This is a genomic window from Rhodococcus sp. IEGM 1305, assembly GCF_030058635.1.
Taxonomy (GTDB): Bacteria; Actinomycetota; Actinomycetes; order Mycobacteriales; family Mycobacteriaceae; genus Rhodococcus_F; species Rhodococcus_F opacus_D.
Window position 1 is genome coordinate 60,803 of the sequence record NZ_JASHKX010000015.1, and the last position, 17,383, is coordinate 78,185.

Sequence of the window (17,383 nt, forward strand, 5' to 3'; positions counted from 1 at the left end):
CCGCCGGACCCCCGCCCGGGCCGGTGGTTCGTCGTATCGCGCTCAGCGGAGTCCGGCGAAGAACTCCCGGATGTCCGCGGTCAGGGTCTCGGGTTCTTCGAGTGCGGCGAAGTGACCGCCACTGTCCTCGACGTCGGTCCACCGCGTGATCGCGTGTTCCTGTTCGGCGTAGCGGCGGATGCCGACGTCATGGGCGAAGACGATGACCGCGGTCGGAACTCCGGACGCGGATTTGGCGGCGCCCCAGGATGATTGCATGTAGCCGACATACGCGGACGAAGACGCGGTGTCGGTGAGCCAGTACAGCATGACGTTGGTGAGAAGTCGGTCGATGCCGACGACGTCGTGGGGGAGCGTCTCGCGGGGATGTGTCCACTCGCGAAACTTGTCGACGATCCACGCGAGCTGACCCACCGGCGAATCGGCAAGGGCGGCACCGAGGGTCGCGGGCCTGGTGGACTGGATGGCGATGTAGCCGAACTCCTCGGACATGAACCGTGACACCCGGTCGCGGCGGTCCTGTTCCAGCGGTGACAGGCTCGCCTGCTCCGCCTCGTCCAGCTCGTGGAACGGAACCCCGACGTTGCCGTTGAGATGCACCCCGACCACCGCGTCCGGGGCGATGCGGGCGACCTCGGGTGAGACGTCCGCACCGATGTCCCCGCCCTGGACCCCGTAGCGGTGGTAGCCGAGCCGGGTCATCAGCTCTGCCCACGCCGCGGCGATACGGGTAGTGTCCCAGCCCGATTCGCGGACCGGTCCGGAGAATCCGAATCCGGGCAGCGACGGCACGACCACATCGAACGCGTCGGCGGGGTCGCCCCCGTGCCCTGCGGGATCGGTGAGCGGGCCGATCACGTCGAGGAACTCGACGAACGAACCCGGCCAGCCATGGGTGAGGACGAGGGGCAGTGCGTTCGGTTCGGGGGAGCGCACGTGGAGGAAGTGGATGTTCTGCCCGTCGATCTCAGTGACGAACTGCGGGATGGTGTTGAGCGATTTCTCCTGCGCCCGCCAGTCGAACTCGTCGCGCCAGTACGTGACGAGTTCGACCAGGTAGGACGTGGGCACACCGCTCGCCCAGTCGTCACCCGGAAGGGGTGTGCCGAACCGGGTGCGTGCGAGACGATCGGCGAGATCGTCGAGTTGCTCCTGCGCGATGTCGATGCGAAACGGACGGATGGACTTCGTCGTGTCGGTCATACCGGGTACGCTACGAAGAATTGAGGACAGTTTCGGTCCTCGATTGCGAATCCGGGTCAGCAGGCCCCGGTCTTGGCGGCGTCGTAGGCCTGGATCATCTGATCCTTGCGCTCCTGCGGAGCGTCCTTCCACTCCGGCGTCTCGGCCGACTGGGTGAAGAGGTCGTCGAGGGCCTTCGTACGGTCGAACGTCTCGCCGCTCTGCTGCGCGCGAGCCTCCGCTCCGTTCGTGTACTGGAGCAGGCCCTTGCACAGGTCCGCGACAGCGGGCAGGTCTGCGGAGGATGCCTCGGTGGCCTCGGTCGTTGCGCTCGCCGGGGACTCGGCCTCGGTGGTGGTCGATTCGGAACTGCACGCCCCGAGCAGCAGGGCGGCAGGGATCAACAGCGCAACGATGGTTCGTGTCATGCGAAATACATACCAGAGGCACGGGTCGGGGGCTGTCGGCCGGTCGTCCTATGCGCGAAGTGGCAACCGTGTCGCGAGCTGCCGGGCCACCTCGCCCGGCCGCTCACCCAGTTCGCTCACGACGACATGATCGGCGCCGGCCGCGAGGTGGCTGTGTACCCGCGCGACGATCGCGTCCGCATCACCCCAGGCGACCAGGTCGTCGACGAGCCGGTCGCTCAGCCCCGAGATGTCGTCGGCGCCGAAACCCATCCGCTCGAAATTCGTGGCATAGCCGCCCACCCCGGACAGGAATCGGAGCGGAACGCGGGCGGTGTCGCGGGCCCGCGCGGCGTCGGTGCCGAGCACCGTCATCAGCGAGACGACCAGCGTGGCGTCCGGGCCGAGGATGCGCCGCGCCTCGGCGGTGTAGTCGGGGGTGACGAGGAGCACGACGGCCCCCGCGGTCCTGTCCCGCGCGAGTTCCAGCTTGCGTGGGCCCAGCGCGGCCAGAATCCGTCGCTCCGCAGGCACCGGCGGATCGGACCGGTCGAGCCTGTCGAGATACTCGTTCAACGCCCGGAGCGGCCGGGGGACCTGCGGGCCGCCCAGCCCGACGACGAACCGGTCCGGCGCCGTGGTCTGCAGATCCGCAAAGAGCTGAGCGACGGCGTCCGAGTCGTACACGCCGACCGGGATGATGCCGGTCGCGACGGGGATCGAGTCGGTCGCCCGGACGACGGCCGAGATCCGGTCCAGGCTGTCGATCTGACCGCCCCGCAGCCAGATCGCCGAATAGCCGAGGGATTCCAGCCGGGCCGCGTCGTCGAGGTACGTCTCGTCCGGTGAGATGTTCAGGGTGATGCCGACAGGTCCGAGGCCTTCGATGCGAGTCATGACCCGACCGTAAAACCTCGAGTTGCGTTCAGGTCAAGTGTCAGGCGGGCCCGAGTGTGTAGTCGACGCCCGGGCGGTCGCCCTTGCCCTTGAGCCAGCGTCCCGGCAACTTGCCGGCGAGGTCGCCGAGCGGCCCGACCGCGGCGCTGAGAATGCCCACGGTTTCCTGCAACAGGTCGATGCTGGCGCTCATCCGCTCGAGGTTGGGCGCCAGGGCCGTCAACGTCTCGGACAGCGCCACGATCTGGTCGAGCGGGCCACCCTCGGCGATGAGCCGTTCGAACGCGCCGCCCTCCGACAGCAGGGTCTCGAGGATGCCGTTCTCGGCGAGCGCCCGGTCCACGATTCCGCCCGGCGCCGTGAGCCGCTCGACCGCACCGTCCCGCGCGGTCAGTCGTTCGAGCGGCCCCTGCTCCGCGGTGAGGCGGTCGAGGAGACCGTCCTTCGCGAGAAGCCGTTCCAGGGTGCCGTCCTCGGCGAGCACCCGGTCGAGCGGGCCGTCCTTGGCGAGCACCCGCTCGAGCGGGCCGCCCGGCTCGAGCAGGCGTTCGAGGGTGCCGCCCTCCGACGTGAGACGGTCGACGGGACCGCCGGGAGCGAGGAGGCGGTCGAGCGGACCACCCGGCTGGAGGGCCTGCCCGAGCGGGCGGTCGTTGGCCGCGAGCGACGACAGCTGGCTGATCACCTGCAACGGGCTGCCCTGGGTGCCCATCCCCGTGACGACACCGGTCCCGGCGACCGCCGTCCGGACGGTCATCAGGCTGGCTTCGGCGATTCCGAGACCGACATCGGCCGCCGCGAGGCCGACGCGCACCGGGAGGGTCATCAACGACACCAGGTTCATGGAATTACTGTAACCCGCGACACACAAGCATCGAGTGTCACGATCCGGTCAGTGCAGGACCTTCAGCCCGACGACGCATCCCACGATGCCCAGGATCAGCAGGATCTTCACCAGTGAGGAACTCTCGGAGCCGGTCACCATCGCGAACCCGACCGTGAGGGCTGCGCCGATGCCGACCCAGACCGCGTACGACGTTCCGATGGGGAGACTGCGCATCGCGAACGCCAGACCCGCCATGCTGAGAATCAACGCGACGCCGAATACGACACTGGGTCCGAGTTTGGTGAACCCTTCCGATCGGCCGAGGGCGGTGGCCCAGACGGCCTCCAGGATTCCCGACAGCACAAGCACGATCCACGCCATGACAAACCTCCGGGCACCGTCTTGTCGCTGGCCGGGTACGGTGCGCTCGTCCGGATGTCGTGTCGACGATTTCCACGGTACCCAACGGGGCACTCCGCGCCCGTGAGTGGTGAGCGAGTACACACACTCCTCGAACGCGCACGGGTCGCGAATGCGCCGATTATCTCGCAGATCGAGGTCGCCTCATTTATTGTCGAGCGAAACAGTGAATTCTGTGCATATACCACGGAAGATAACGAGGCACATCATGATGCTCGGACTGCTCGCCGCAATCAACAGCGCTTTCACCCTCGGACTCGCCAACACGATCGGGACGTTCGGTGGAGTGGTGTTCAACCTGAACGTCGTAGCCTGAACTTCCTGCCTGTCAAGACAACTCCGCTCCCGCAACCCCGCTGTCGGATCGACGGCGGGGTTGTCTCGGGTGCGACGGCCGGAGGCGCCGGCACGCGGAGCGCAACTTTCCCATCCTTGCTCATGTACCGAGAATTTCCCCCTTTTTCGGTAAAGAAGAATGGGTGATTTTATTCAGCGAGTTTGCTTGCGTGTGTCGCCGCGAATTCTTCCGAGTTGACCTAGTGTCATCCGCAACGCGCACGGACAGCGCGCAACCACCCCTTCCCAGGGGCGACGATGGAGGTCATGATGCTCGGACTGCTCGGGGCACTCAACAGCGGTGTCACCCTCGGATTGGCCAACACGATCCTGACGTTCGGCGGAGTAGTACTCAACCTCAACATCGTGGTGAACTGACGACCGGAATCCCACCCGCACAAGCAGGCGGTACCGGCTCACAGCAACCTCGCAGGAAACGTGCAGCGACGATCCAGCGTCACGAGTGATGATGGGTTGCGTGAATGAGAAGCCTGTCGAAGCCCGCGTCCTCGTCGTCGACGACGAACCGAACATCGTCGAGTTGCTCTCCGTGAGCCTGCGTTTTCAGGGATTCGAGGTGGCGACGGCGTCGACCGGGGCCGAGGGACTCGACACGGCGCGCACGTTCCGCCCCGACGCCGTGATCCTCGATGTCATGATGCCGGGAATGGACGGGTTCGGCCTGCTCAAGCGGCTGCGCGCCGACGGTGTGGACGCTCCGGTGCTGTTCCTCACCGCGAAGGACGCGGTGGAGGACAAGATCAGCGGCCTCACCCTCGGTGCGGACGACTACGTCACCAAGCCGTTCAGCCTCGAAGAAGTGGTGACCCGGCTGCGCGTCATCCTGCGGCGGGCAGGCAAGGTGTCGGTGGAGGAGCAGTCCGCCCGCATCAAGTTCGCCGACATCGAACTCGACGACGACACGCGGGAGGTCTGGAAGGCGGGCGACCTGGTATCGCTGTCGCCGACGGAGTTCACCCTGCTGCGGTACTTCATGGTCAACGCCGGCACCGTGCTGAGCAAGCCGCGGATCCTCGACCACGTCTGGAACTACGACTTCGGCGGTGAGGTCGGGGTGGTCGAGTCGTACGTGTCCTACCTCCGCCGGAAGGTCGACACGGGCGAGACGCCGCTGATCCACACCCTCCGCGGAGTCGGCTACGTGATGCGAGAACCGCGGCGATGACCGCGCCTGCGGCTCCGCGGGAGCCGGCCGAGGCGGTCGCCGCTGTCCCGAACGGGCCTGCGCGACGGTGGATTCGCGCGATGCCGCTGCGCATCACCCTCGTCGGCGCCGTGCTTCTGCTCTCTGCGCTCGGACTCCTCGCGTCCGGTGTCGCGGTGACGTCGGCGCTGGAGAATTCGCTGACCAACCGTGTCGATCACCAGCTGCACGACGCGGCTCAGGGGTGGGCGAAGCCCGGCAAATTGCGCCCGCTGCCGCCGCCGGTCGAACCGAACCTCGGCCGCCCACCGAGCCCGTTCTACGTCCGCACGACGCTGCCGAACGGAACGGTCCTGCGTGAGATCAACGACGAATCCGCCTCCCCCGCACTGCCCGAGGACCCCGCGTCGGGGCCCGAGACGGTCGGCTCGACCGACAACTCCGACGTGCGGTGGCGGGTGCTGACGACGACCGCGCCGGACGGAACCGAGACCACCGTCGCGATGACACTCACCGAGAACGACGAAACGGTGAACCGGCTGATCGTGCTGCAACTCATCATCGGTGTGGTCGTGCTGATAGCGCTCGGAGTGGTCGCGTACTTCGTGGTCCGGCGCAGTCTGCGTCCCCTCGTCGAAGTGGAGGAGACCGCCGCGGCGATCGCATCGGGTGACTTGCACCGGCGTGTCCCGGAACGGGACGACCGTACCGAGATCGGTCGACTGTCCGTGGCGCTCAACGGAATGCTCGCCCAGATCCAGCACGCGTTCGCCGCCACCGAGGCGTCGGAGGAATCGGCGCGCCGCTCCGAGGAGAAGATGCGGCGATTCGTCGCCGACGCGAGCCACGAGTTGCGCACCCCGCTCACCACGATCCGCGGCTTCGCCGAGCTGTATCGACAAGGCGCGATGACCGACACGGAAACCCTGATGAGTCGCATCGAAGGCGAGGCGTCGCGGATGGGGCTCCTCGTCGAGGATCTCCTCATGCTCGCCCGGCTCGATGCCCAGCGTCCCCTCGAGACCCGGCCCGTCGACCTGCTGTCGGTGGCGTCGGACGCCGTGCACGGGGCACGCGCCGTCGCCCCCGATCGGTCCATCGCACTCGACGTCCGCCCCGGACCCGGGACGCTTGAGGTGATCGGTGACGAGGCCCGGCTGCGGCAGGTCCTCGGCAACCTGCTCGCCAACGCCGTCAAACACACCCCCGCCACCGCGGACGTGACGGTGCGGCTGAGCACCACCGAACACAGCGTCGTGCTCGAGGTGGCCGATACCGGACCGGGACTCAGCGAGGAGGACGCGGCCCGGGTGTTCGAGAGGTTCTACCGCACCGACGCGTCCCGCACCCGGGAGAGCGGTGGCAGCGGCCTCGGCCTGTCGATCGTGGCCGCCCTGGTCGCCGCCCACCGCGGGTCGGTGACCGTCGACAGCCGGCCCGGCGAGGGCGCCACGTTCCGGGTGGAACTGCCGCGGTCGAACTGACCGTCAGTCGGGGACGTTCTCCCCGTGACCGAGTTCGCGCAGCGCAGCCTTGAGCTTCGCCTGCGCCTCGTCGAGCGATTCCTGAGACGGATTCTGCTCGGCGTTGCTGATGTTGAAATCGCCGAGGTCGTAGGCCGGGAAGACGTGCACGTGCAGGTGCGGCACCTCGAGGCCCGCGATCAGCAGTCCTGCGCGCGGTGCGTCGAAAGCGGGGCGGACGGCCTGCCCGATCGTGCGGGCGACGTCCATGACCTTCGTCCAGATCTCACCGTCGACGTCCTGCCACTGGTCCACCTCCTTGCGGGGTACGACGAGCGCATGGCCCTGGGTGACCGGGGCGATGGTGAGGAACGCGACGACGTCCTCGTCCTCCCACACGAAACGTCCGGGCAGATCTCCGTTGATGATGGCGCTGAATACAGATCCCATGGCCGCTATTATGCGGCTTCGCCCCCCGTGAGTACTTATTAACCTCCCGCGGTTAATAAGTACTCACGGGGGCGAAGCGCACAGGAAACTCCCAGCCTCCGTCCAGAGTCATCGGAGCGTACGGGCCGAATCTAAGACGCATGACGACGAATTCCCTCTCCCGCGCACCGGGCGCCATGGGACGACTCGAGACCCCCGAAACCGCCGAGACCGCGCCCGTGCTCGACGTTGTCGTGCCGGTCTACAACGAGGAAGCCGGACTCGAACGTTGCGTGCGCCGGCTGCGGCGGCACCTCGACGAGAACGTTCCCTACTCCGCCCGGATCACCATCGCCGACAACGCCAGCGCCGACGCCACCCTCGCCGTGGCGCACCGGCTGGCCGCCGAGATCGACGGCGTCCACGTCGTGCACCTCGACGAGAAGGGGCGAGGCCGCGCTCTGCGTGCGGTGTGGAGTACCTCCGACGCCGAGGTGGTGGCGTACATGGACGTCGACCTGTCGACGGACCTCAACGCCCTGATGCCGCTCATCGCGCCCTTGCTGTCGGGACACTCGGACCTCGCGATCGGCTCCCGCCTCGCCCGCTCGTCGCGGGTGGTCCGGGGACCGAAGCGCGAGTTCATCTCCCGCAGCTACAACCTCATCCTCCGCAGCGCACTGCACGCGCGGTTCTCCGACGCGCAGTGCGGGTTCAAGGCGATGCGGGCGGACGTCGCGCAGCGCCTGCTGCCGCTGGTCGAGGACACCGGGTGGTTCTTCGACACCGAGTTGCTGGTGCTCGCGGAACGCGCAGGCCTCCGCATCCACGAGGTCCCCGTCGACTGGGTCGACGACCCGGACAGTCGCGTCGACATCGTCGCGACCGCCGTCGCCGACCTCGAGGGCGTGTGGCGGGTGGGCCGGGCCCTGTCCACCGGATCGCTGCCGATCGGCAGCCTGCGCGACAGTTTCGGCCGCGAGCCGCTGGTGCCCGGAGTTCCCCGCGGCGTGGTCGGGCAGCTGGCCCGGTTCGCCGTGATCGGCGTCGCGTCGACCGTCGCGTACGCGCTGCTCTACCTGATCCTGCATCCGATCATGGGCGCGCAGTGGGCCAACGCCGTCTCACTGCTCGTCACAGCCGTGCTCAACACGGCCGCGAACCGCGCGTTCACCTTCGGTGTCCGCGGGTCCGAGGGTGCCGCCCGGCATCAGATGCAGGGCCTGCTCGTGTTCGCCTTCGGGCTGCTGCTCACCAGCGGTTCGCTGTACGTCCTCCACTCGGCGGCCCCGGACGTGTCCAAGCACGTCGAACTCGCCGTCCTCGTCCTCGCCAATCTCGTTGCCACCATCAGTCGTTTCATAGCCCTTCGCTGGGTCTTCCGGAACGCACGCCCCGAAGGAGCTCACGCATGACGACGACCCTCGAACAACCGAAGGTCGACGCGGCCGAACCACCTCCCGCCCGCAGGCGGTGGGAGCCGTGGGCGCTCGCCGCACTCCTGGTCGGGACCGCGGTCGCGTACATCTGGGGGCTCGGCGCCTCCGGCTGGGCCAACTCGTTCTACGCAGCGGCGGTCCAGGCGGGGTCGGAGTCGTGGAAGGCGTTCTTCTTCGGATCCTCCGATGCCGCCAACTCCATCACCGTCGACAAGCCTCCGATGTCGCTGTGGCTGATGGCGTTGTCGGTCCGGGTCTTCGGGCTCAGCTCGTGGGCGATGCTGGTACCGCAGGCCCTGCTCGGGGTCGGTTCCGTCGCGCTGCTGTACGCCACGGTGAAGCGGTGGTTCGGCGCCCCGGCGGGTCTGCTCGCGGGTCTCGTGCTGTCGCTGACGCCGATCGCGGTGCTGATGTTCCGGTTCAACAACCCCGACGCCCTGCTGGTGCTGCTGATGATCGCCTCCGTGTGGGCGATGCTGCGGGCCGTGGAGGACGGACGCACCCGGTGGATGGTGCTGACCGGCGTGTTCGTCGGTCTGGGGTTCCTGACCAAGCAGCTTCAGGTGATGCTCGTCGTCCCGCCGCTTGCTCTGACCTATCTCGTCGCGGGACCGCCGAAGTTCGGCAAACGCCTCGCCCAGTGCTTCGCGGCGCTCGGCGCGATGATCGTCTCCGCGGGCTGGTGGTTGCTGATCGTCGAACTGTGGCCGGCGTCGTCGCGGCCCTGGATCGGCGGTTCGCAGAACAACTCGATCCTCGAACTCACGCTGGGCTACAACGGTCTCGGCCGGTTGAACGGTGAGGAGACCGGCAGTGTCACGCCCGGCGGCGGTGGTCGAGGGGAGGTGGCAGCGGCCATGGGCGGTGCCGGCGAGGCCATGGCGGGCGGCGGCTTCCCCGGAGGAGGCGCCCCCGGCGGTGGCGGTATGTGGGGTAGCACCGGCATCACGCGGATGTTCGAGGCGGCACAGGGCGGTCAGATCGCCTGGCTCATCCCGGCCGCACTGATCCTGCTGGCCGCCGGTCTCGCACTGCGCGGCAGGGCACCTCGCGTCGACACCCAGCGTGCGTCGTTCCTCGTGTGGGGTCTGTGGCTGCTCGTGACCGGACTGACGTTCAGCTTCATGGCGGGCATCTTCCACGCGTACTACACCGTGGCACTCGCACCGGCCGTGGCCGCGCTGGTGGCGATCGGCTCGGTGACGCTGTGGCGTCGACGGGACACGCTGTGGGTGCGGGCGGTTCTCGCGGTGACACTGCTGGCCACCGCGGCCATGTCCTGGGTTCTGCTCGGACGCAGCGCGTCGTTCGTGCCGTGGCTGAAGTGGGCCGTGGTCGTCGTCGGCGTCGTCGCCGCGGTTGCCGTGCTGATCCCGGCGCTGACCCGAGGCCGGATCGCTGCCGTGGTCACGCTGGCCGCGCTGTTCACCGGGCTCGCCGGTCCGACGGCCTACGCCGTCGACACCATCGCGACGCCGCACACCGGTTCGATCGTCTCGGCCGGACCCAACGTCGAAGGCGCCCGCGGAGGCCCCGGCGGGATGGGTGGCCCCGCCGGCATGGACGGTGCCGGACGCATGGGCGGCCGCACCGACGGTGCCGCGGCGCCCACCTTGCCGGGCGGTGCCGTTGCCGGCGCAACGGACGGCGCGGCGGCAGGAGCCCCCGACGGGACGGGCGGTATGGGTGCCATGGGCGGCGGCGCCGCCGGGGGACTGCTCTCCGGTAGCGATCCGGGCGCGGAACTGGTGGCATTGCTCGAACAGGATTCCGGCAACTACACCTGGGTCGCGGCGGCCATCGGATCCAACAGTGCATCCGGCTACCAGCTGGCCACCGAGGATCCGGTCATGCCGATCGGCGGATTCAACGGCAGCGATCCGTCACCCACGCTGGAGCAGTTCCAGCAGTACGTGGCGGACGGCAAGATCCACTACTTCATCGCCGGCGGTCGAGGCGGAATGGGTGGAGACGGAACGGCATCGGAGATCTCCACCTGGGTGCAGGAGAACTTCACCGCCGCCACCGTCGACGGCGTGACCCTGTACGACCTCACGTCCTGACCGACACCGGCTGTGAGTACTTGTTAACCGCCCGCGGTTAACAAGTACTCACAGCCGTTTCAGAGGGGGAACGAGATCTCGGGTGTGCGGCAGATCAGCAACCTCCGTACGCGGCCCGAACCGTCGAGCTGTGCCGACGTGTTGAACGAGGCCTCGAAATCGCCGTTCCGTGTGGTGCGTCCCAGCGCCAGCTCGATCTCTCCCACACGAGATCCCGCGAGGATTTCGTGTACGAGCACACTCTTCTCGCGTTGCTGCAGGTACTCGACGAGTCCGGCGCGATCCCCGACGAATTCGGCGGCATTCCCACCGCCGGTGGAGAATTGAACCGACATCCGGAAATCGTCGGTGATCATGTTCAGGACGCGATCGGGATCGTCCGAATCCATGATCGCGAACCACGCGATCAGCACGGGAGTCGGAGAGGCCGTCTCGGTCAGGTCAGTCACGCTTCCCATGGGCCAACTCCTTTGTGAGAATGCTGAATTCCGTGTCGAAGGACACCTCGTACGCGTCGATGGCGCCATCGCTGTCGAGGTGCATCGCGGCGAGGAAGTAGCCGGTTGTCTTCACGTCGTTCTCGACGACGGAGCCGTAGGCGAACTGGACGTCGCCGGCGCTGCTCGTTCGGAGAAGCACGTGTCGTCGATCGACCGAGGGCCGTCCCCTCAGGTAGTCGAGCATGTCGGAGCGGCTGTACCCCCTGCGGACGGTACCCGGGAGGACTATGGCGAACTCGATCGATTCGTCGAGCAGGGCAACTGCATCGTGGATCCGGCCGCTGTCGAGGATCGCGTAGTACCGCTCGATCACGAGTGCATCGGTCATGAAATGAACTTAGTTCAACCCAATGCCGCTTGTCGAGAGTGCTTGCCGCGACGGCTTCGGCGAAACTAAACTGAACTCACGTCAATTTGAGGAGAGTTCCATGCCGACCCCCCATTCCCGTCCCTGGCCCGAGACCGAACCCCCGGCGATGACGCCTGTCGCCGAGCACGACGACATCCGGGCGGTGGTCCGCCAATTGCTGGATCGGCACTCGACGCTCGAGGCCGGCCGACTCGCCGCCGAGTCGGAAATCGGATATTCCCCCGAGTTGTGGTCGCTTCTCGTCAAGGAGATGAACGTCGCCGCCCTGACGGTGCCGGAGGATCGTGGCGGCCTGGGTTACGGCGTGGTCGAACTCGGGATCGTTCTCGAAGAATGCGGGCGCGCGCTGGTCAGCGAACCCGTACTCACGTCGGCGATGCTGGGAGTGCACGCCCTGCTCGCCGCCGACAGGTGCCCGCAGGTCGACGAACTGCTGGGGCGAGTCGTCCAGGGCGAACTCGTCGCAACCGTGACAGCTCTGAGCGCGGAGACCGATTTCGTCGACGCCACCCGAACCGGAGACCTCTGGTCGGTGTCCGGCCGCTCGACCAATGTCGTGCAGGGCGGCGCGGCCGATATCGTCGTGCTACTCGGACGCGGTGACGAGGGGCCCGGCCTCTATGCGGTCGATCTGCGTACCGCCCCGGTGCGGCGCACGGAGCTTCCGGTCATAGATCCCAGTCGGCGGCAGGCGAATCTGCTCTTCGACGACGCGGCCGCGGTGCGTCTCGTCGGACCCGGCGACGCACTGCGGACGGCCGCATCACTGCACAGCCTGGGAGTGATCGGGCTGGCCTGCGAACATGTGGGAATCGTCGATCGTTTACTCGAAAGCACAACGGAATACACGATGCAGCGCCACCAGTTCGGGCGAGCGATCGGCTCCTTCCAGGCCGTCAAGCATCGATTGGCGAACACTTTGGTCGAGTTGGAGAAGGCTCGATCGGCGGCGCGGTATGCCGCCGCCGTGTTCTCGGAAGACCCGGAATCCGCGGCGCTCCCGGCCGCGGTCGCGGGGGCGATCTGCACCGAGGCGGCGATCGGCACCGCCCTCGAGGCCGTGCAATTGCATGGCGGTGTCGGTTTCACCTGGGAACATGCGGCGCATTCCTACGTTCGCCGCGCGCTCGGCGACGAACCGCTTCTCGGTGATTCACGGGCACACCGCAGTCGCGTCGCGGATCTCGTCGGGCTCTGAATCCTGGCGCCTGCGCCGCTGAATCGAAACCTCTTGCCCCGGCCTATTGACGGACCATCTCCCACCCAGTAGAACTGAAGTGAATCCAGTTCAGTTTCTCCCTCGAAAGGACACCGACATGGTGGACACCGACCACATCGTGCTCGAGAAGGACGGCGACGTCGCCCGTGTGTGGCTCAACCGCCCGCACAAGAAGAACGCGGTCACCGTCGAGCTGCTGCATCGCCTCGACGAGATCATCGTGGAGGTCGACAACGACCCCAGCCTCAAGGTGCTCGTCCTGCGTGGACGTGACGGCACCTTCTGCTCGGGCTTCGATCTCGACGAACTGCGGGAGAAGTACGTCGGCTCCACCACCGCGATGGACGTCGCCGTGCTGTCCGCCAAGGTCTGCGACCGCCTGTACTCGATGAACACACCGTCCGTCGCGGTTCTCGAAGGCTTCGTCACCGCAGGCGGTTTCGAGCTCATGATCTCCTGCGACTTCGCCATCGCCGCCGAGGACGCCCGGATCGGCGACTTCCACATCCGTCGCGCGCTGTTCGGTGGGGCAGGCCCGATCTACCGGCTCCCGCGGATGATCGGAATTCGAAAGACCAAGGAGCTCATGCTGACCGGCAAACTCCTGACCGGCAAGGAGGCGGAGGCCTTCGACCTGATCAACGCGTCGGCGCCGGCCGAAGACCTCGACAAGCTTCTCGCCGAGTTCATCGCCCCGATCGTCGACAAGAGCCCGTTCATGATGAAGCTCACCAAGATGTGCATCGACCGCGGTCTCGACGCAGACATCCAGTCGCTGATGGTGATGGAGCACCTCGCCGTCGGCAACGCGCTGCAGTCCGAGGACGCACGAGAAGGCGTGAACGCCTTCCTCGAAAAGCGTGAGCCGGTCTGGGTCGGTCGCTGATCCGACGCCGACGACGAATCCCGAGGAGAGAATGAGGATGGGCGAGACACATACCGCGCCTGCGCTCGGCGCGAGCCGGTGCTCCCACTGCTCGACTGTCGCGTTCCCGGCCACCGGCCTGTGCTCGCAGTGCTCACGACCGGCGATGTCGCCGTTCACCCTGAGCGCACGCGGAACGGTCTGGGCGTACACGGTCCAGCGGTTCGCCCCGAAATCCCCGCCGTACGTGCCGCCGCCGAACGGTTTCGCGCCGTTCGCCGTCGGATACGTCGAACTCCCCGAGGGAATCAAGATCGAAGCCGTGCTCGAATGCCACGACTTCGACGAGTTGGACGACGGGGCGCCGGTGACCTTGATCGCCACGGCGCCGGTGCCCCGGTTCGCCACCGATGCCTATCTGAAGGAGATCCGCTGATGTCCACCGTGTCGATCATCGGGGCCGGACTGTCGAAGTTCGGACGTCAGCCGGGCAGGAGTGGTCGCCGGCTGGCGCTGGATGCGATCGCGTCCGCGTTGACGGACGCCGGCATCGGGTGGACCGATGTTCAGGTCGCATTCGGTGGCAGTGACGGTTCCGGGCTCGCCGACACCCTCGTCGCCGAACTCGGGCTCACGGGAATACCCTTCACCAACGTCAAGAACGGTTGCGCGACCGGCGGTAGCGCGCTGGTGTCGGCCGTCAACGCGATTCGTGCGGGTGCCGCCGACATCGCACTCGCGGTCGGATTCGACAAACATCCGCGCGGCGCCTTCGACCCGGCACCGGAGGATTGGGGTCTGCCCGTCGGCTACGGCGAGGCGGGCCTGATGGTCACCACCCAGTTCTTCGGCATCAAGATCGCGCGGTACATGCGCGAGCACGCAATCAGTGCACCGACTCTGGCCGCCGTGGCGGAGAAGGCGTACCGCAACGGCTCGCTGAACCCGAATGCCTGGCGCCGCGAACCGATGTCCGCCGAGGCAATCGCCGCAGCGGACATGGTCAACGACCCGCTGACGCGATACATGTTCTGCTCTCCCGGTGAGGGCGGTGCCGCCGTCGTCGTGGCGAGTGAAGCCGCCGCCCGGCGCCTCGGCGGAAGGCCGGTGCACTTGCGCGGAATCTCGGCGGGCACCCGCCGGTTCGGTTCCTTCGAGGTGTTCGGTCCGTCGATACAGGGCCGGGGAACCCCACCCAGCGTGAGCACGTCCACCGCCGCCGCCGCATTCGAGCAGGCCGGACTCGGTCCCTCGGATGTGGACGTCGCGCAACTGCAGGACACGGAGAGCGGTGCCGAGATCATGCACATGGCCGAGTGCGGATTCTGTGAGCACGGCGAACAGGAGAAACTGATCGCGGCCGGCGAGACGGAGATCGGCGGCCGGATCCCGATCAACACCGACGGCGGATGCATCGCCAACGGGGAACCGATCGGCGCCTCCGGCCTCCGGCAGATACACGAGATCGTCACGCAGTTACGCGGGGAGGCCGGTGCCCGACAGGTTCCCGGACACCCGCGCATCGGATTCACCCATGTCTACGGTGCGCCCGGAATCAGCGCCTGCACCGTCCTGTCCGTCTGAGGAAGAGCCATGAATCAAGCAACGATGCCCGACCTGGACCAGTTCGTGGATGAAGCGCGGGCATGGTTGAGAACTGTCGCCGAACCGCGCACCCAGATCAAATGGGGAGTGGGATCCGACTCGGTCGCCGTCTTCGAGAATTGGACAGCGGAGCAGGAGCGCGACGAGACCGACCATATCCGCGCGTACGAGCAGACGAAGTTCGACGCCGGCTGGGGCTCGATGAACTGGCCGGCCGAGTACGGTGGCCGCGGCCTGCCGATGTCCTACGTCCTCGCGTTCCGGCGGGAGGAGAACGCATTCGACGTGCCGCGCCGGACCGAAATGTTCTCGGTGACTCAGCAGCTGGTAGCCCCGGCGATCGCCCAGTGGGGAACACCGGAACAGTGCGAGCGGTATGTGCGCGCGATGCTCCGGACCGATATCATTGCCTGTCAGCTTTTTTCGGAGACCGAAGCCGGATCCGACCTTGCCGCCGTCCGGACGAGGGCAGTCGAACGGAATGGCCGCTGGACGATCACCGGGCACAAGGTCTGGACGTCCGGCGCCCGCGTCGCCGACGTGGGGGTGGCGGTGTGCCGCACCGACCCCGACGCGCCCAAACACGCAGGCCTCACGGTGTTCCTGGTCCCGATGGATGCTCCCGGGGTCACCGTCCGCCCGATCCGCCAGATGACCGGGGGCAGTTCCTTCAATGAGGTCTATCTGGACGGTGTCGAACTGTCGGACGACCACCGGTTGGGGCCCGTGGGGCAGGGGTGGCCGGTCGCCTTGACGGTGCTGGCGGCTGAACGACTCGACGCCGGGAACCTGGGTCTGGCCAACGCCGATCACGCCGTCGAACTCGCCCGTCACCTCGACCGGCCGCTCACCGAGATCGAGCGTGACAAGGTCGCGGACCTGGTGACCCGCAGCTATGTCCAGCGCGTGACCGGAATGCGGGTGGCCGCGGCAGTGGTCGCCGACAAGGACCCCGGCCCCGAGGCTTCGGTGGGCAAGTTGCTTGCCACGGACACCATGGCGCGCACGTCGGAGGTGGTCCGGCTGTTGCTGGGACGCGATCTGATTGCCGACTCGGGCGAGTGGGGAACGTTCGCGTGGACGGAGCATGTGCTCGGCGCACCCGGGTACCGGATCGCGGGCGGCACCGACGAGATCCAGCGCAACATCCTCGCCGAGCGTGTTCTCGGTCTGCCGAGGGAGCCGCGCCGATGACCACGAACAGCGCGCTCGGCGTCCGGGTGGCCCAGCGCCTGCGCGAGCAGAGCCCCGGCCTCGATGTCGGCGCACTCGAGCCGCTCCTCGGCGGGCATTCCGGGCTGACGTACAAAGTGCCGACCAGCGACGGCGACCTCGTGGTCAAGGCGGTTCCCGAGGGGCAACGCCCCATCGGGCGGCACGACATGGTGCGTCAGGCGCGGATCATGGAAACACTCGGTGCGACAGAGGTTCCCGTTCCTCGGATCGTCGCCGTCGACGAGGACGGGCCGGCGTGGTTCGCGATGGAGTGCGTGGCCGGGGAATCACTCGAGCCGGTGCTCGATTCCCCTCCGGTCGAACCGGCCGTCGCGGCGGCGCGGATGCGCCGTGCGGCCGCGGTGCTGCCGCGGCTGCACGCGGTGCCGGTCGACACGATCCCGGCTGCCGGGGAGCCGTTGTCACCCGCTGCGGAGCTGGCGCGGTGGAAACGAACCCTGGACGCCGTTCCCCCCGACCTCGTCAGCGGCGGTGACGAACTCCTGCGCCTCCTCGCCGCCGATCTCCCCGACGCGCTGCCACCGACGTTGGTGCACGGGGACTACCGGCTCGGCAACATCATCGCGCGTGACACCGAGCCGGCGGCGTTGATCGACTGGGAGATCTGGAGCCTGGGCGATCCGCGGGTCGAATTGGGCTGGTTCCTCGTATTCGCCGACGGTGCGAACTTTCCCGGGGTGGGACGCGCCGTGCCGGACCTGCCGTCCGCGGACGAACTGATCGACCTCTACACCGGGGACCACCCGGCGCTGCCGGACATGAACTGGTTCAACGCGCTCGGCCGTCTGAAGATGGCGGCGATCATGGGCCACAACCTGCGCCGGCACCGTGAGGGCCGCCACCACGACCCCGACCAGGAACGGCTGCCCGACACCATCTCGCAGCTCATCCGCAGCGGAACCGCGCTACTTGCATGATCAACCTCCGATCACCGCGTGACGCGATGACGGAACAGAGAGGA

18 protein-coding genes and 1 riboswitch are annotated in these 17,383 nt (G+C 67.5%); of the genes, 10 read left to right on the plus strand and 8 right to left on the minus strand.

Annotation, left to right across the window (positions count from 1 at the left end; all coding sequences use genetic code 11):
* Positions 1 to 42 precede the first annotated feature (42 nt).
* Genes QM693_RS20925 through QM693_RS20945 form a run of 5 tightly spaced genes read right to left on the minus strand, consistent with a single transcriptional unit; the run spans position 43 to position 3,693 of the window.
* Positions 43 to 1,203: an epoxide hydrolase family protein gene (locus QM693_RS20925; protein WP_283353335.1), complete on the minus strand. Its 1,161-nt coding sequence runs from the start codon at positions 1,201 to 1,203 to the stop codon at positions 43 to 45.
* A 56-nt stretch (positions 1,204 to 1,259) separates the two neighbouring features.
* The gene (locus QM693_RS20930; protein ID WP_283330573.1) at positions 1,260 to 1,610 is read right to left on the minus strand and encodes a hypothetical protein; all 351 of its coding nucleotides are present in this window, start codon (positions 1,608 to 1,610) and stop codon (positions 1,260 to 1,262) included.
* Positions 1,611 to 1,658: 48 nt separating this feature from the next.
* The gene (locus QM693_RS20935) at positions 1,659 to 2,486 is read right to left on the minus strand and encodes an LLM class F420-dependent oxidoreductase (protein WP_283353336.1); all 828 of its coding nucleotides are present in this window, start codon (positions 2,484 to 2,486) and stop codon (positions 1,659 to 1,661) included.
* Positions 2,487 to 2,526: 40 nt separating this feature from the next.
* The gene (locus QM693_RS20940; protein ID WP_280778822.1) at positions 2,527 to 3,330 is read right to left on the minus strand and encodes an ABC transporter; all 804 of its coding nucleotides are present in this window, start codon (positions 3,328 to 3,330) and stop codon (positions 2,527 to 2,529) included.
* 48 nt (positions 3,331 to 3,378) lie between these two features.
* On the minus strand, positions 3,379 to 3,693 hold the full coding sequence (locus tag QM693_RS20945) for a DMT family transporter (protein ID WP_280778821.1): 315 nt from the start codon (positions 3,691 to 3,693) through the stop codon (positions 3,379 to 3,381).
* A gap of 10 nt (positions 3,694 to 3,703) precedes the next feature.
* A riboswitch (guanidine-III (ykkC-III) riboswitch) is annotated at positions 3,704 to 3,765 on the minus strand.
* A gap of 772 nt (positions 3,766 to 4,537) precedes the next feature.
* On the opposite strand from QM693_RS20945, the gene QM693_RS20950 reads away from it, so the two are divergent.
* A complete protein-coding gene (locus tag QM693_RS20950; RefSeq protein WP_283353337.1) occupies positions 4,538 to 5,254 on the plus strand; it encodes a response regulator transcription factor in 717 nt (238 codons plus the stop codon).
* An 80-nt stretch (positions 5,255 to 5,334) separates the two neighbouring features.
* On the plus strand, positions 5,335 to 6,717 hold the full coding sequence (locus tag QM693_RS20955) for a sensor histidine kinase (protein ID WP_283353371.1): 1,383 nt from the start codon (positions 5,335 to 5,337) through the stop codon (positions 6,715 to 6,717).
* Positions 6,718 to 6,720: 3 nt separating this feature from the next.
* Here the strand turns inward: QM693_RS20955 and QM693_RS20960 are convergent, their stop codons facing one another.
* The gene (locus tag QM693_RS20960) at positions 6,721 to 7,146 is read right to left on the minus strand and encodes an HIT family protein (RefSeq protein ID WP_283330575.1); all 426 of its coding nucleotides are present in this window, start codon (positions 7,144 to 7,146) and stop codon (positions 6,721 to 6,723) included.
* A 140-nt stretch (positions 7,147 to 7,286) separates the two neighbouring features.
* Between QM693_RS20960 and QM693_RS20965 the strand changes: the two genes are divergently transcribed.
* On the plus strand, positions 7,287 to 8,540 hold the full coding sequence (locus tag QM693_RS20965) for a bifunctional glycosyltransferase family 2/GtrA family protein (protein WP_283353338.1): 1,254 nt from the start codon (positions 7,287 to 7,289) through the stop codon (positions 8,538 to 8,540).
* Positions 8,537 to 10,627 carry an ArnT family glycosyltransferase gene (locus QM693_RS20970; RefSeq protein ID WP_283353339.1) on the plus strand — a complete coding sequence of 697 codons (2,091 nt, stop codon included), beginning with the start codon at positions 8,537 to 8,539 and terminating at the stop codon, positions 10,625 to 10,627. The genes QM693_RS20965 and QM693_RS20970 overlap by 4 nt, the downstream gene beginning before the upstream one ends.
* A gap of 59 nt (positions 10,628 to 10,686) precedes the next feature.
* On the opposite strand, the gene QM693_RS20975 is transcribed toward QM693_RS20970, so the two are convergent.
* Both QM693_RS20975 and QM693_RS20980 read right to left on the minus strand, forming a co-directional pair.
* Positions 10,687 to 11,085: a hypothetical protein gene (locus tag QM693_RS20975; protein ID WP_283353340.1), complete on the minus strand. Its 399-nt coding sequence runs from the start codon at positions 11,083 to 11,085 to the stop codon at positions 10,687 to 10,689.
* Entirely contained in the window at positions 11,069 to 11,455 is a 387-nt protein-coding gene (locus tag QM693_RS20980) for a hypothetical protein (RefSeq protein ID WP_283353341.1), read from the minus strand. Before QM693_RS20980 ends, QM693_RS20975 begins: the two co-directional genes overlap by 17 nt.
* Positions 11,456 to 11,555: 100 nt before the next feature.
* Here QM693_RS20980 and QM693_RS20985 point away from each other — a divergent pair, with 100 nt between their 5' ends.
* From QM693_RS20985 to QM693_RS21010, 6 genes are all read left to right on the plus strand, one after another.
* Positions 11,556 to 12,695 (plus strand): acyl-CoA dehydrogenase family protein, encoded by a 1,140-nt coding sequence (locus QM693_RS20985; protein ID WP_283353342.1) that lies wholly within the window; start codon positions 11,556 to 11,558, stop codon positions 12,693 to 12,695.
* A 118-nt stretch (positions 12,696 to 12,813) separates the two neighbouring features.
* Positions 12,814 to 13,602 carry an enoyl-CoA hydratase/isomerase family protein gene (locus QM693_RS20990; RefSeq protein WP_105412871.1) on the plus strand — a complete coding sequence of 263 codons (789 nt, stop codon included), beginning with the start codon at positions 12,814 to 12,816 and terminating at the stop codon, positions 13,600 to 13,602.
* Positions 13,603 to 13,639: 37 nt separating this feature from the next.
* Positions 13,640 to 14,017, plus strand: a complete 378-nt coding sequence (locus QM693_RS20995) for a Zn-ribbon domain-containing OB-fold protein (protein ID WP_280778814.1) — start codon at positions 13,640 to 13,642, stop codon at positions 14,015 to 14,017.
* The gene (locus QM693_RS21000; protein WP_105412873.1) at positions 14,017 to 15,165 is read left to right on the plus strand and encodes a thiolase family protein; all 1,149 of its coding nucleotides are present in this window, start codon (positions 14,017 to 14,019) and stop codon (positions 15,163 to 15,165) included. The genes QM693_RS20995 and QM693_RS21000 overlap by 1 nt, the downstream gene beginning before the upstream one ends.
* 9 nt (positions 15,166 to 15,174) lie before the next feature.
* Positions 15,175 to 16,380 carry an acyl-CoA dehydrogenase family protein gene (locus QM693_RS21005; RefSeq protein WP_283330579.1) on the plus strand — a complete coding sequence of 402 codons (1,206 nt, stop codon included), beginning with the start codon at positions 15,175 to 15,177 and terminating at the stop codon, positions 16,378 to 16,380.
* Entirely contained in the window at positions 16,377 to 17,339 is a 963-nt protein-coding gene (locus tag QM693_RS21010; RefSeq protein WP_280778811.1) for a phosphotransferase family protein, read from the plus strand. Before QM693_RS21005 ends, QM693_RS21010 begins: the two co-directional genes overlap by 4 nt.
* Positions 17,340 to 17,383 lie beyond the last annotated feature (44 nt).

Coding starts and splice junctions, on each gene's coding strand:
- QM693_RS20925 (WP_283353335.1), bottom strand. CDS start 1,203: ATGACCGACACGACGAAGTCCATCCGTCCGTTTCGCATCGACATCGCG.
- QM693_RS20930 (WP_283330573.1), bottom strand. CDS start 1,610: ATGACACGAACCATCGTTGCGCTGTTGATCCCTGCCGCCCTGCTGCTC.
- QM693_RS20935 (WP_283353336.1), bottom strand. CDS start 2,486: ATGACTCGCATCGAAGGCCTCGGACCTGTCGGCATCACCCTGAACATC.
- QM693_RS20940 (WP_280778822.1), bottom strand. CDS start 3,330: ATGAACCTGGTGTCGTTGATGACCCTCCCGGTGCGCGTCGGCCTCGCG.
- QM693_RS20945 (WP_280778821.1), bottom strand. CDS start 3,693: ATGGCGTGGATCGTGCTTGTGCTGTCGGGAATCCTGGAGGCCGTCTGG.
- QM693_RS20950 (WP_283353337.1), top strand. CDS start 4,538: ATGGGTTGCGTGAATGAGAAGCCTGTCGAAGCCCGCGTCCTCGTCGTC.
- QM693_RS20955 (WP_283353371.1), top strand. CDS start 5,335: ATGCCGCTGCGCATCACCCTCGTCGGCGCCGTGCTTCTGCTCTCTGCG.
- QM693_RS20960 (WP_283330575.1), bottom strand. CDS start 7,146: ATGGGATCTGTATTCAGCGCCATCATCAACGGAGATCTGCCCGGACGT.
- QM693_RS20965 (WP_283353338.1), top strand. CDS start 7,287: ATGACGACGAATTCCCTCTCCCGCGCACCGGGCGCCATGGGACGACTC.
- QM693_RS20970 (WP_283353339.1), top strand. CDS start 8,537: ATGACGACGACCCTCGAACAACCGAAGGTCGACGCGGCCGAACCACCT.
- QM693_RS20975 (WP_283353340.1), bottom strand. CDS start 11,085: ATGGGAAGCGTGACTGACCTGACCGAGACGGCCTCTCCGACTCCCGTG.
- QM693_RS20980 (WP_283353341.1), bottom strand. CDS start 11,455: ATGACCGATGCACTCGTGATCGAGCGGTACTACGCGATCCTCGACAGC.
- QM693_RS20985 (WP_283353342.1), top strand. CDS start 11,556: ATGCCGACCCCCCATTCCCGTCCCTGGCCCGAGACCGAACCCCCGGCG.
- QM693_RS20990 (WP_105412871.1), top strand. CDS start 12,814: ATGGTGGACACCGACCACATCGTGCTCGAGAAGGACGGCGACGTCGCC.
- QM693_RS20995 (WP_280778814.1), top strand. CDS start 13,640: ATGGGCGAGACACATACCGCGCCTGCGCTCGGCGCGAGCCGGTGCTCC.
- QM693_RS21000 (WP_105412873.1), top strand. CDS start 14,017: ATGTCCACCGTGTCGATCATCGGGGCCGGACTGTCGAAGTTCGGACGT.
- QM693_RS21005 (WP_283330579.1), top strand. CDS start 15,175: ATGAATCAAGCAACGATGCCCGACCTGGACCAGTTCGTGGATGAAGCG.
- QM693_RS21010 (WP_280778811.1), top strand. CDS start 16,377: ATGACCACGAACAGCGCGCTCGGCGTCCGGGTGGCCCAGCGCCTGCGC.